Source organism: Mesorhizobium sp. WSM4819 (assembly GCF_055811215.1).
On the sequence record NZ_JBVVQO010000001.1, the window covers coordinates 242,113 to 254,912 of the forward strand.

Here is a 12,800-nt window from a genome sequence, read left to right on the forward strand (position 1 = left end):
CCGTATAGTGACGGGGAGAAAGACGCCTTCGCAAACGATTTCGCCAATCTCCGGCGTTGCAAAAAGTGTGCCGAGGTTGCGGCCAGCCCCTTCTCCCCGTCACTATACGGGGAGATGATGCCGGCAGGCGGATGAGGGGCGGCGCCGACGTTGCATTGGTCACGCCCAACAAAACCCAATTTGACGGGTAAGCTAAATAAACAGTTAACCGCGGACGCGGTAACCTTCGCAACGGACGAGGCAAGCGGAGTTCCGTATGGGCGGAGGGTGGAAGCTGACGCGCGCCGCAGCACTGCTCGGTGCCCTGGCATTGTCAGGCTTTGCCGCCACCGAACTGCAGGCCGCCTCCGGTGTTTGCCGGCAGCTGGAAGCCGATCTCGCGGCCGCTTCGCGCGGTGGCGGCACCAAGCCAGCCCTGCTCAGGAAATATGACGATGCAATCATGCGGCAGCGCCAGCAGATTTCAAAGGCCGTCAGCCAATCCAGCCGCGCCGGCTGCGGCTTTTCGCTGTCGCGCCGCAACGCCAACGCATGCGCCACACTCGACGCCACCATCGATCGCATGGCAGCCAATCTCGACGGCTTGCAAGCCACGCGCGCTGAACTCGCCGGCGACGGCTCGCACCGCAATCGCGCACGCATATTGGCTTCGCTCGACGCCAATGGCTGCCGCGATGATGCGGCGCCGCCAAAGCCGGCACCGGGCCGCGACGCCAGCCGTGGAACCGGCGAGAAAAACTTGCTCGACCAGCTTTTGGGCAGCGACGCAATTGGACCCGGTGCGTCCGACCGGCCTGAAGAGCCCGATCAAGCCGTGGGTCCGCGCGACATCCGCACCATGCTCGATAATGCCGACGACATGGGCCAGCCGCACGGCGAATTCCGCACGATGTGCGTGCGCACCTGCGACGGCTATTTCTTCCCGATGTCGAACGCCGCCTCGCTGGGCGATTTCGAGCGCGACCAGAAGAACTGCGATTCGAGTTGCCCCGGCACCGAGATGCAGGTGTTTTATGCGCGCGGCTTTGGCGACGACTCGGGCGGCATGACGTCTTCGGTAACCGGCAGGCCCTACAGCGAACTGCCGACCGCCTATCTCTACAAGCAGCCCGCGCGTCCGCCGGCCTGCGGCTGCAACGCCGCGCGAAATTTCGAGATCATTGCCGGCAACCCGCCAGGCCCGGAACAGGCTGCCCCCGCCGAACCCGAGAGTTTGGCCAATGTCGAAGGCCGGCTCGATCGCGAAGCCATCGAGCGCCCCGCCGCAAAACCCTCGCCGACGACCTTGCCGCCGCCGGAACAGCGCAAGGTCAGGGTCGTCGGGCCAACGTTCCTTCCCGACCCAGCAGCGGCAACAGATCTGCAAGCTCCGGCCCCGAGGGCTGGCCCGTAAGCGCCAGCCTGAGCGGCGTGAACAGCGCTTTGCCCTTGCGGCCGGTTGCTTCCCTGATCCTGCCGGTCCACTCCTTCCAGACCGACCCGTTCCAGGGGTCTTCCGGCAAAAGATCGAACGCCTGGCGAAGGAACTCGCGGTCGGGGTCGGAAAAGTCCGGCTGCTCCTGCGGGCCGTCGCGAAGTGTGCGCCACCAGATTGCGGCGTCGGCCAACCTGTCGAGATTGCCGCGCACCGCCAGCCAGAACGGCTCCGCCTGTTCGCCGGAAATGCCGAGCACGATCAGCCGGTCGCGCGCCTCGGAAAACGGCATATGGTGCAGCAGCGTGCGATTGAGCACGAAAAGCTCGTCCGGATCGAATTTGGCCGGGGATTTCGATGTCGCCGCCGGATCGAAGCGCTCGGCAAGCTCAGCCATCGTCTGCACCGCGACGACGTTTTCCGAGGTGCCGACGAGCACCGCCAGCGAGGCGACCGCCATCGGCTCGATGCCGGTCTCGCGCAGGCTTTCGATGGACAGCCCGCCACTCCGCTTCGACAGGCCCTCGCCCGATGCGGTGGTCAACAGATTGTGGTGGCCGAACACCGGCGGCTCGGCACCCAGCGCCTGGAACAAGGCCAACTGCACGCCGGTATTGGTGACGTGGTCGTCGCCGCGGATGACATGGCTGATCCCCATCTCGATGTCGTCGACCACCGAAGGCAGAGTATAGAGATAGGTGCCGTCCTCGCGCATCAGAACCGGGTCGGAAAGCGAGGCTAGGTCGACGGTTTCCTCGCCGCGCACCAGATCGTTCCAGTGGATTTCGGTGCGCTCCGGCTGCAGCGGATCGCTGGTGAAATTAGGCAGCAGAAAGCGCCAGTGCGGCCGGCGGCCATCGGCCTGGTATTCGGCGACCTGCTCAGCCGTCAGCGTCAGCGCCTCGCGGCCGTAGACCGGCGGCAGGCCGCGCGTGCGGCGCACCTTTCGCCTGAGATCGAGCTCTTCCGGTGTTTCGTAGCAAGCATAGAGAAGGCGCGCCGCTTTCAATTTCTCCACCGCCGCATCGTAGATCTCGAAGCGCCGCGACTGGTATTCCGTGGCGTCGGGAAAGATGCCCAGCCAATGCAGGTCGTAGAGGATGGCGTCGGAGAATTCCTGCGTCGAGCGCGCGACGTCGGTGTCGTCGAAGCGCTGGATGAAGCGGCCCTTGTTGTTCATGGCGAACAGCCAGTTGAACAGCGCAGTGCGGGCATTGCCGATATGAATGCGGCCGGTGGGTGATGGGGCGAAACGGACGGTAACTGTCATGAATGGGGCGTACCGGATGGTTTTGCTGTTGACAAGACACGCCCCCGCGCTTGGCCGCAGACATAAGACATGACGAAGGCGATGAGAAGGCGGCAGCGACGCGCGTTTTAGCGCATCGGCCCGAAAATCGGAACCGATTTGCGGAAAGCACGATGCGCAGAGTCAAAGTTGTTAGAGCGTACTTTGTGCGTCCAAGGGGACGCACGTCGCTCTAATCGGCCCGAAAATCGGAACCGATTTGCGGAAAGCACGATCCGCAGATTCAAAGTTGTTGGACGCGCGCGGCGCTGCAAGTCGTCAGATCGCCAGCCCCTTGGTCAATTCGAGCGCCTGGCGCTCGAACAGCCGGCGGTAGATGCCGCCTTGCAGCCGGATCAGTTGATCATGCGAGCCCCCCTCGACAATGCGGCCGCGATCGAACACCAGGAGCCTGTCGAGCGCTCGCACCGTCGAAAGCCGGTGCGCGATGACCAGCGTCGTGCGGCCGACCATCAACCGCTCCATCGCCTGCTGGATCAGCACCTCCGATTCCGAATCGAGGCTCGATGTCGCCTCGTCCAGAATGAGGATCCGCGCATCGGCAAGGAAGGCCCGCGCGATCGCCACCCGCTGGCGCTCGCCGCCCGATAGTTTCACGCCGCGCTCGCCGACCAGCGTGCCATAGCCTTGCGGCAGATCGATGATGAAGTCGTGCGCGCTTGCCAGCCGTGCGGCATGCTCGATCTCGGCCTGCGTCGCGCTCGGCCGGGCATAAGCGATGTTTTCGGCCAGCGATCGGTGGAACAGGATCGGCTCCTGCTGGACGATAGCGATCTGCCCGCGCAGCGACGCCTGCGCCACCCCGGAAATATCCTGGCCGTCGATCAGGATCGTTCCCGCGTTCACGTCGTAAAGCCGCTGGATCAGCTTGACGAAGGTCGTCTTGCCCGAACCCGAATGGCCGACCAGCCCGACGCGCTCGCCCGGCGCGATGTCCACCGAAAAGTCGCGATACAGCGGCAGTCGGGGGCTGCCATAATGGAAGGTGACGTTGTCGAAGCTGATGCGGCCGTTGGTGATGCGGATCGGCCTGGCGCCGGGCACATCCTCGATGCCGAGCGGCTCGAACTGGAAGTCGACAAGTTCCTCCATGTCGTTGATCGAGCGCTGCAAATTGCGGATGTGCGTGCCGATATCGCGCAGATAGCCTTGCAGCACGAAGAACGAGGTCAGCACGAAGGTGACGTCGCCGGCGCTCGCCTGCCCCCACGACCACAAAAGCAGCGAAAATCCGATCACCGCTGTTCGCAGAAGCAGCAGCATCGATCCTTGCGTGGTGCCGTTGATGGTGCCGCGCACCCAGGTGCGGCGCGTGCGGGCGCGCCATCTGGCGACGACCTTGGCGAGGCGTGTTTCCTCGCGTTCCTCGGCGCCAAAGCCCTTGACCACGGCGTTGCAGCTCACCGCATCGGCCAGCGAGCCGCCAAGGCGCGTGTCCCATGCATTGGCAAGCCTTGCCGCGGGCGCGACATAGCCAAGCGACAGCAGCGCCGTCACCGCGATGAACAGCACCGAGCCTGCGGCGACGACAGCACCCATCAGCGGCCAGAACCAGCCGAGCAGCAGCGTCGAGCCGACGAGCATGACGACGGACGGCAGCAGCGCGATCAGGATCGTGTCGTTGAGCAGGTCGAGCGCCCACATGCCGCGGGTTATCTTGCGCACGGTCGATCCGGCGAAGCTGTTGGCGTGCCAGTCGGTGGAGAAACGCTGGACCCGGTGGAAGGCGTTGGCGGCGATATCCGCCATCATCTTCAGGGTCAATTCGACGATGGCCATGAAGGCGAGGTTGCGCAGCACGACACCGGTGAGCGCCAGCGCCACCAGCATCGAAAAGGCCGCCATCGCCGCGTCCCAGGCGACATCGTCGGCCGCAGCACTGCTGGCGACGGCGTCGACCAGCCGGCCGGAATAGAGCGGCGTCAGCACGTCGGCCAAGGTCGACAGCAGGAATGTGCCCATGATGAGCGAAAGCCGCCACGGCTGGCGCCGCCAATGACTGAGCGTGAAGCCAAGCACGCTGCGAAAGGCGCCGGCGCGCAAATCGATCTGAAAACGAGCCATGATGTCATTCGGGCGCAAACGAGCCCGGTCCCGGTAAGGTCGAAATTGAGAAAACCGCGTTGGGCGCGTGAGTGCCCGGGAATGCGGAAGGTTCGGCATATTGGCGGCTCGCCCGAATACGGGCGGCGACCGGCATCGACGAATGCCTGTTGTCAGATTGCCTGGCCATGAAGGTGAAAACCTTCCGGCGCGCCCTCTGAAACCTAGGCTTCGCGGCCTCGCATAACGATGTCAAATCCTGGCATTCGGTCCTCCCATTAGAGCGACGTGCGTCCATTCGGACGCACAAAGTACGCTCCAACTTCTTGAATCTGCGCATCGTGCTTTCTGAAAATCGATTCCGATTTTCAGGCCGATGCGTAGGGATCGCGGAAAGGCGTCGCGTCAACGCCGCGCCAAGTCAGTGGAAGGCCAAAAGCGCATCTGGTCCAACTGGTGAGGCGATTTTGCAACAATCGCGGGTTGTGCACTTCCTCGCGGCAGCCATTTTCACAGCAGCAAAAAACGGCGATCTATCCGCCGTCCCTGAACCGGTTGGTGATGGGATAACGGCGGTCGCGGCCGAAATTCTTTTTGGTGATCTTCACGCCCGGCGCTGCCTGCCGGCGCTTGTATTCGGCGATGTAGAGCAGGTGCTCGATGCGCGTCACCGTTGCCCGGTCGTGGCCGCGGGCCACAATCTCGTCGACACCCATCTCGTTCTCGACCAGACACTCCAATATGTCGTCCAGCACCGGATAGGGCGGCAGCGAGTCCTGATCCGTCTGGTTCTCACGCAGTTCCGCCGACGGCGCCTTGTCGATGATGTTGTTCGGGATCACCTCGCCGGAAGGGCCCAGCGCACCCGGCGGCACATGCGTATTGCGCCAGCGCGCCAGCGCATAGACCTGCATCTTGTAGAGGTCTTTTATCGGGTTGAAGCCGCCATTCATGTCGCCGTAGAGCGTGGCGTAGCCGACCGACATCTCGCTCTTGTTGCCGGTGGTGACCACCATCGAGCCGAACTTGTTGGAGATCGCCATCAAAATGGTGCCGCGCGCGCGGCTCTGCAGGTTTTCCTCGGTGATGCCTTGCTTGGTGCCCTCGAAAAGCTGCGTCAGCGTATGCAGGAATCCGTCGACCGGCTCGAAGATCGGCACGATGTCGTAACGGCAGCCGAGCGCGCGGGCGCAATCCTCGGCGTCTTTGAGCGAGTCCTTAGAAGTGTAGCGGTAGGGCATCATCACGGCGCGCAGCCGTTCCTCGCCGAGCGCATCGACGGCAAGTGCGGCGCAGATCGCCGAATCGATGCCGCCGGAAAGCCCGAGCACGACATTCCTGAAACCGTTCTTGTTGACGTAGTCGCGCAGGCCCAGCATGCAGGCGCGGTAATCGGCCTCCTCCTTTTCCGGGATTTTTGACATCGGTCCTTCGGAGCAGACCCAGCCATCAGGACCATTTCCAAGTTGCGCGCCTGCGGCGGCGCTATTTCTATTTTGCGCGCCTGCGGCGGCGCGGTTGCGCTTCCAGGTGGTGACGTTGACCGTTTCCTCGAACTGGCTCATCTGGAAGGCCAGCGTCTTGTCGGAACCTATGGCAAACGACGCGCCGTCGAAGATCAGCTCGTCCTGGCCGCCAAGCTGGTTGGCATAGATGATCGGCAATCCGCATTCGATGACCTGGCGGATGACAATCTGGTGGCGAACATCGACCTTGCCGCGATAATAGGGCGAGCCGTTCGGCACCAGCAGGATTTCAGCACCGCTTTCGGCCAGCGTCTCGCAGACGCCGACATCGCCCCAAATATCTTCGCAGATCGGAATCCCCAGGCGCACGCCGCGGAAATTGACCGGCCCCTGGATTTCAGGGCCGGCCTGGAAGACGCGCTTCTCGTCGAATTCGCCGTAGTTCGGCAGATCGAGCTTGTAGCGCTCGGCAAGGATCTTGCCGCCATCAGCAAAGATGATCGAATTGTGCGTGCCGCTCTTGCGCTTCAGCGGCGTGCCGATGATGACGCCAGGCCCGCCATCGGCAGTATCGCCAGCGAAATCCTGCGCCGCCCGCTCGCAGGCCTTCAGGAACGCCGGTTTCAGCACCAGGTCTTCGGGCGGATACCCAGCAAGGAAAAGCTCGGTGAACAGCACGATGTCGGCGCCCTGGCGAGCGGCATCCGCCCTCGCCTCGCGCGCCTTGGCGAGATTGCCGGCGACATCGCCAACCGTTGGATTGAGCTGGGCGACGGCGATGCGCAATATGTCGGAAGCGGTCTTGTCGGTCATGCCTGCTGACTTAGCGCGACAGAATTGGCCGGGCAATGGCGTTTGCTTGGACCACTCCGGACCGAATGACCTATGTCATTCGTGTCCAGACCGAATGACCTAGGTCATTCGTATCAGACCGTATGACACAGGTCATTCGTAAGACCGATCGGACCGCCGGATCCCGATCGCGTCCTATTCGCCCATATATTCGCGCAGTGCCTGCGGCGAATGGTTTTCGCCGATCGACATCGCCAGGATGCGCGAAATATGCCGGCGCGGCAGCCCGGTATCCGCCGCCCAGGCATTGATCTGGTTTTGGATCTTGTCGAGATCGCGCTTCGAGGTCGGGTGTTCGTCGATGTCCAGGCCGGCGTCGCGCAGTGCGGCCGCCATGTCGCCTGAGATGATGAAGGCGTCCCACTCCAGCCACCTCAAGAAATACTGGCCGGTATTGCCGCCGAGCCGGCTGCCATGCTTGCCGAGATAGGCCATCAGTCCAACCTGGTCGTCTTCTGGCCAGTCGGCGAGGAACCTGCCAAAGCCGCCGTGCTCCTTCGACACACGCTCGACGAAAGCCGCGTTGTCGCGAACCGCCTTGATCTTCTGCGGATTGCGCACGATGCGCTCGTCGGCCGTCAGTTCGTGCCAGAAATCGTCAGGCTGGAACAACAGCCGCTTCGGCTCGAAGCCGAGGAACGCTTGTTCGAAACCCGGCCATTTCTGCTCGATGACGCGCCAGACGAAACCCGCCGCAAAAACACGCTCGGCGATCGTCGACAGGATGCGATCATCGGAAATGTCAGCCACCGCGGCATTGTCGGGCATCGGCCCCAGCAGCGATGCCAGCACCGCTTCCCCGCCCTTGCGTTTGGCCGCGCGGGCGCGGATTTTCTGAAAATCCATCATTGTTTCCTCACCCTGTCGCGTCAATCTACCACTTCCCGCGCGAACCGGCAGCCTCTAGGTCTATGCGGACGCTGACGACGGAGGCGACAATGAACAAGACGATCGAAGATCTGGCAAACCGCTGGCTGCGGCGAAGGCCGGATGGCCTAAGCCAGGTCGAGAGCCAGGTGCTGCAAAGCACGCTCGAACGCACCACGATCGCGAAGGACACCAACAAGGCCGTCGCTTTTCACCAGACGTTTGGCGACCGCCTCGCCGATACCATCGCCCGGATCGGCGGTTCGTGGTCCTTCATCCTGGTCTTCATCGCCTTCCTGATCCTGTGGACGTCAGGCAATGCCTGGCTTTTGTCGCGCGACGCCTTCGATCCCTATCCCTTCATCTTCCTCAACCTTATACTGTCGATGATCGCTGCGCTGCAGGCGCCGGTGATCATGATGGCGCAGAACCGCCAGGCCGAGCGCGACCGCATCGACGCCGCCCACGACTACGAGGTCAATCTCAAGGCGGAGATCGAGATCATGGCGCTGCATGAGAAGCTGGACGAACTGCGCCACAGCCAGATCGTCGGCATGCGCGACGAGATCGCGCAGCTGGCCGAACAGGTGAAGCGGATCGACGATATCCTGTCGAAGCAGCGGACGCCTTCATGACGGATGCCATCCATAATCTCATCGAGCAATACGGGCTGATTGCCGTCTTTCTGGGCTGTGTCGCCGAGGGCGAAAGTGCCGCCCTCCTCGGCGGGTTTTTCGCGCATCAGCATGTTTTCGTCCTGTGGCAGGCGTTTCTGGCGGCCGCCATCGGCGCCTTTGCCGGCGACAGCTGTTTCTTTATCCTCGGACGAAGCTTCGCCGACCATCCGTTCGTGGTCAAACTGAAGGGCCGGCCGGGTTTCAGCCACGCCTATCGTCTTGTCTCCACCCATCCCGACATTTTCGTGCTGACGAACCGCTTTATCTATGGCCTGCGCCTTGTCGGCGGCATCGCGGCCGGATTGTCCGGCATTGCCGTGACGCGCTTTGTCATTCTCAACGCCATTTCATCGATGGTCTGGGCCGGATTGTTCACCACCATCGGCTATGTGTTCGGGCTTGGCGCGGAGCGCATCGTCGGCCAGGCGTTGGTCCGTCACGAGCGATTGCTGATCGCGCTGGCGATTGGGTTGGGCGTGGTCGTCTTTGCCTGGTTCATCGCTCATACCATTGCCAAGAAGGAGCGTAGCAAGGAGACGTGATGATCAGTCGATGCCGAGCGCCCGGTCGCCGCGATCAAGGATCAGCGGGATGATCAGGTCTTCCTCGTCGGCAAGGTGCCGGGTCAGCATGGCGATCAGCCGGCTGTTCTCGTCGGCATAGGCATCGGCGGCAAAGCGCTGCTTGTCCTCGCTCCCGCTTAGCGTGCGGATGAAAGCGTTTGCCGCCTCGGCATTGCGCTCCAGCCCTTCATGGATCGTATGATGATCGGCATCGAGAATCTCGAAGCCGCGCTTCAGCCGGGTCTCGGCCTTGGCGAAGACCGGAAAATAATGGATATCCTCGACATTATGGTGGCCGTCGAGGTGCCCAAGAAGATGATTGAGCCGCGGCGCGAACCAGCGCGCGAACTCCGGCGCCGTCAGCCGGCCCTCGCGATAGTCGTCAGTGCCGTTGGTCAGCATGCCGCCGAGCTCGCGGAACATGTCGTGCCGCTGCAGCCACATAGTGGCGATGCCATGGATATTGGCGTGGCCCTGCCATACCTCGCGCGGGTATTTTTCAGCCAGCCAGCGCAAATCGTCCGGCAGGCCTGCGCGTTCGAGCAGCAGGGAATCGGCGGTCATGTCGGTCTCCTCAGACCATGATCCCGGAAAGTGGATACCGGTTTTCGGAACAGATCATGGGATCAGGTTGTGGTGACCGGCATGTAGGGGTTTGATGGCTAGATCGGTAGCCCCATGATTCGCTCGATGATGGCGATGCCCCAGACGCCGGCAACGATCACCACCGAAATCAGCACCGCCAGCGAACCGCAGTCCTTGGCGAGCTGGATATCGACGTTGAACTCCCGGCTGAACGCATCGCATGCGGCCTCGATGCCGGTGTTCAGCACTTCGACCATGATCAGCAGCAGCACCGCGCCGATCAGCAGCGCATAGCCGCGCCACGACACCGAAACAAACCAGCCGAGCGGCAGCGCCAGCACGAGCAGCATCAGCTCCTGCTGGAAGGCTTTTTCGCTGGAAGCCAATTTGCGAAATGCCCGCACTGAATTGTAGAAAGCATCGATCAGCCGCTGCATGCCAAACCTTTCCGAACCACCGGCAGGGGGATAGCGCAATGGCCGGATCAAGGGAATAAGGCGATCGCTGCAAAAATCATTTGCCGGCGAGCTTGTCACTCATCGGCGACCTTGATCGACGGCGTCGACTTTTCGAACTGCGGCAACCCATCGTCGATCGTGTAGTAGTCGCCCTTGTCGCCGACGAAGATGTGGCATTGGCCCTGAAGTCCGGTGGGCTTGTCGAACAGTCCGGCGAGAACCGAGACATATTCATCATCCTGCGGCTTCCAGAACAGCAACGAGCCGCATGTCTTGCAGAAACCGCGCCTGGCAAACGACGATGCTTGGTACCAGGTGATGCTTTCCGCGCCCATAATCGTGATGTCTGCGTTGGCAACATTGGTTGCAGCGTAGAAATGCCCGCTCTGCTTCCGGCATTGCGAGCAGTGGCAGTAGATGACGCCGCGCAAGGCCCCTCGCGTCTTGAACCGCACAGCCCCGCACAGGCAAGAGCCGCTATGTGTGTTATCCATCTCGGGCCTCCCGACGCAGGCGTGATCCTCGGCGTCCCTTGCCAGTTTTGCTGCGGCCGTGCTCAAGCGAATGCGACATTCGACGGGCGTGTTCCGCACAGCACGGTTTGGACAAAGCGGCAGGCCGCGCCAACAGCCTCTCGACGGTCCGCCAATTGTTAAAGCAGTATCTTTCCATATGAATTTTTGTGCGCTATATTTTCATCAGAAAGGAGACGCTGCCGACAATGCAACTCAATCTCGCCGCCAACACGGCCGAAAATGCAGTGCTGACCAAGGCGACGCTGCGCGCCGCCGACCTGCTGGACATTACCGCCAGGATGCTGGCCTCCATCATCGGGGTTTCGGAAGCCACGGTTTCGCGCATGCGCAGGCAGGAATTCCTGCTGGAGCGTGGAACCAAGCCGTTCGAGCTTGCCGTGCTGTTCGTCCGCCTGTTCCGCTCGCTCGACGCCATTGTCGGCGGCGACGAGACCGTCGCCCGGGCATGGCTGAAGAATGCCAACACGGCCTTCGATGGCACCCCGCTCGAAAAAATCGTGACGATATCAGGGCTTGTCGATGTCATCGCCTATCTGGACTCCCGACGCGCTCTCGTCTGAAGCCGCCAAACGAGGTGGCAAGCATGGGCTCGATGGCAAATACTGGCGCATGGTCGAGGCGCAGCACCGCGTCTCGACATTGAAAGTCGTTGACACGCTCGACGAGCAGGCCGTCCTCGAAGACCTGATCGAGGAAACCAAGCCGCAAATCCCCTTGGAATGCCGGCATCTGCATTATCTCCTGGCAACGCCCTTCCGCTACGGCTCGATCTATCCGCACGGTTCGCGCTTCCGCCGCGCCGGCAGGACCAAGGGCGTCTACTATGCGGCGGAAACCATTATGACTGCCGTCTCTGAGATGGCTTTTTACCGCCTGCTGTTCTTCGCCGAATCGCCGGCTACGCCGTGGCCACGCGACGCCGCCGAATACACCGCCTTCGCCGCAGCGATACGCAGTACAAAGGTGATCGACCTGACGCGGCCGCCGCTCGACCGCGACGCAGCGGCGTGGACGCACCCGACCGACTATGCGGCCTGCCAAAATATTGCCGATGTCGCGCGCGAAGCCGGGCTGGAGGCGATCCGCTATCGCTCCGTGCGCGACCCGAAAGGCGCTAATGTGGCGCTGCTGGCATGCAGCGGCTTTGCCAAGCCGAAACCGCTGGAACCCCACACCTGGCGCATCAGGCTGGGCGCCTTCGGCGTGCAGGCGATCTGCGAGTTCCCGCAAAACCGGATCGAGTTTTCCAGGACGGCGTTTGCCGCCGATCCCCGGCTCAACGGACTGCGCTGGGAGCGCGGCCGCTAGCCGGATCCTGGCTAAAAACCGGCGGGTGCGTAGCGCAGCAGCGTCACGCCCTGGGTTAGGCTTTCCTTACCAAGCGGCTTCAAGGTCAGCGACAGGCCGGACTGGAAATACGGCTTGCCGCCGCCAAGCACAACCGGGTGGATGTAGAGCCGGTACTCGTCGATCAGACCGGAGCGTGCAAGATGCGCGGCAAGATCGGCGCCGGCAACGGTAATCTGGCCATCCGCTTCCGACTTGAGGGATCTCACCACGTTCTCGACATCACCGTTCAGCAGACGGGCATTGGGTCCGACTTCCCGAAGCGTCGTCGAAAACACGATCTTTGGGGTCTCGCGCCAGGCGCGGGCAAAATCACGCTCGATCTCGGCACCGGTGTCTCGGTCCGGACTGTCCCAGAAGCGCATCACCTCGTACATCCGGCGTCCGCAGAGCGCGATCGAGGTCTGCCCCATCATGTCGTTGAAATGCCGGTGCAACTCCCCTTCGGGTATCGGCAAGGCAATGTCTCCGTCCGGCCCGGCGATGTAGCCGTCCAGGGACATCAGCATGGCATAGACGATCCTGGCCATCGGGTGCCTCCGTTTATGTCCTCGCGCGAAGATATATAACCGATTGCATATCGCAATCAGTCCATCGCAAGATGCGTGGAATTCAATGCGGAATCAAGAAGCACCGGATTTCTCCGGCGCTTCTTTATCGTGAATTCCGATGGCGACTGAAAA

General features: G+C 62.2%; 13 protein-coding genes. 5 read left to right on the forward strand and 8 right to left on the reverse strand.

What is annotated here, in order from left to right:
* The first annotated feature begins 256 nt into the window (after positions 1-256).
* Positions 257-1,393, forward strand: a complete 1,137-nt coding sequence (locus AC0L18_RS01125; protein WP_473490275.1) for a DUF2865 domain-containing protein — start codon at positions 257-259, stop codon at positions 1,391-1,393.
* On the opposite strand, the gene gltX is transcribed toward AC0L18_RS01125, so the two are convergent.
* The 4 genes from gltX to AC0L18_RS01145 form a co-directional block, all read right to left on the reverse strand.
* The gene (gltX, locus tag AC0L18_RS01130) at positions 1,311-2,684 is read right to left on the reverse strand and encodes a glutamate--tRNA ligase (RefSeq protein ID WP_473490276.1); all 1,374 of its coding nucleotides are present in this window, start codon (positions 2,682-2,684) and stop codon (positions 1,311-1,313) included. The two genes, AC0L18_RS01125 and gltX, sit on opposite strands and share 83 nt — an antisense overlap.
* Positions 2,685-2,981: 297 nt before the next feature.
* Complete coding sequence (locus tag AC0L18_RS01135; protein WP_473490277.1) at positions 2,982-4,787, reverse strand: ABC transporter ATP-binding protein; 1,806 nt, start codon at positions 4,785-4,787, stop codon at positions 2,982-2,984.
* A 512-nt stretch (positions 4,788-5,299) separates the two neighbouring features.
* The gene (locus AC0L18_RS01140) at positions 5,300-7,045 is read right to left on the reverse strand and encodes an NAD+ synthase (protein WP_473490278.1); all 1,746 of its coding nucleotides are present in this window, start codon (positions 7,043-7,045) and stop codon (positions 5,300-5,302) included.
* A gap of 174 nt (positions 7,046-7,219) precedes the next feature.
* Positions 7,220-7,933, reverse strand: a complete 714-nt coding sequence (locus tag AC0L18_RS01145) for a DNA-3-methyladenine glycosylase I (RefSeq protein WP_473490279.1) — start codon at positions 7,931-7,933, stop codon at positions 7,220-7,222.
* An 89-nt stretch (positions 7,934-8,022) separates the two neighbouring features.
* On the opposite strand from AC0L18_RS01145, the gene AC0L18_RS01150 reads away from it, so the two are divergent.
* Complete coding sequence (locus tag AC0L18_RS01150; RefSeq protein ID WP_473490280.1) at positions 8,023-8,586, forward strand: DUF1003 domain-containing protein; 564 nt, start codon at positions 8,023-8,025, stop codon at positions 8,584-8,586.
* On the forward strand, positions 8,583-9,170 hold the full coding sequence (locus AC0L18_RS01155; protein ID WP_473490281.1) for a DedA family protein: 588 nt from the start codon (positions 8,583-8,585) through the stop codon (positions 9,168-9,170). Before AC0L18_RS01150 ends, AC0L18_RS01155 begins: the two co-directional genes overlap by 4 nt.
* 3 nt (positions 9,171-9,173) lie before the next feature.
* Here the strand turns inward: AC0L18_RS01155 and AC0L18_RS01160 are convergent, their stop codons facing one another.
* From AC0L18_RS01160 to AC0L18_RS01170, 3 genes are all read right to left on the reverse strand, one after another.
* A complete protein-coding gene (locus AC0L18_RS01160; protein ID WP_473490282.1) occupies positions 9,174-9,755 on the reverse strand; it encodes a hemerythrin domain-containing protein in 582 nt (193 codons plus the stop codon).
* A 98-nt stretch (positions 9,756-9,853) separates the two neighbouring features.
* On the reverse strand, positions 9,854-10,213 hold the full coding sequence (locus tag AC0L18_RS01165) for a diacylglycerol kinase (RefSeq protein ID WP_091593617.1): 360 nt from the start codon (positions 10,211-10,213) through the stop codon (positions 9,854-9,856).
* A 95-nt stretch (positions 10,214-10,308) separates the two neighbouring features.
* Positions 10,309-10,728, reverse strand: a complete 420-nt coding sequence (locus tag AC0L18_RS01170) for a GFA family protein (RefSeq protein WP_473490283.1) — start codon at positions 10,726-10,728, stop codon at positions 10,309-10,311.
* 227 nt (positions 10,729-10,955) lie between these two features.
* Between AC0L18_RS01170 and AC0L18_RS01175 the strand changes: the two genes are divergently transcribed.
* Both AC0L18_RS01175 and AC0L18_RS01180 read left to right on the forward strand, forming a co-directional pair.
* A complete protein-coding gene (locus AC0L18_RS01175) occupies positions 10,956-11,330 on the forward strand; it encodes an antitoxin Xre/MbcA/ParS toxin-binding domain-containing protein (protein ID WP_473490284.1) in 375 nt (124 codons plus the stop codon).
* On the forward strand, positions 11,290-12,078 hold the full coding sequence (locus AC0L18_RS01180) for an RES family NAD+ phosphorylase (protein ID WP_473490285.1): 789 nt from the start codon (positions 11,290-11,292) through the stop codon (positions 12,076-12,078). Before AC0L18_RS01175 ends, AC0L18_RS01180 begins: the two co-directional genes overlap by 41 nt.
* Positions 12,079-12,089: 11 nt before the next feature.
* Here the strand turns inward: AC0L18_RS01180 and AC0L18_RS01185 are convergent, their stop codons facing one another.
* Positions 12,090-12,647 carry a dihydrofolate reductase family protein gene (locus AC0L18_RS01185; RefSeq protein ID WP_473490286.1) on the reverse strand — a complete coding sequence of 186 codons (558 nt, stop codon included), beginning with the start codon at positions 12,645-12,647 and terminating at the stop codon, positions 12,090-12,092.
* Positions 12,648-12,800 lie beyond the last annotated feature (153 nt).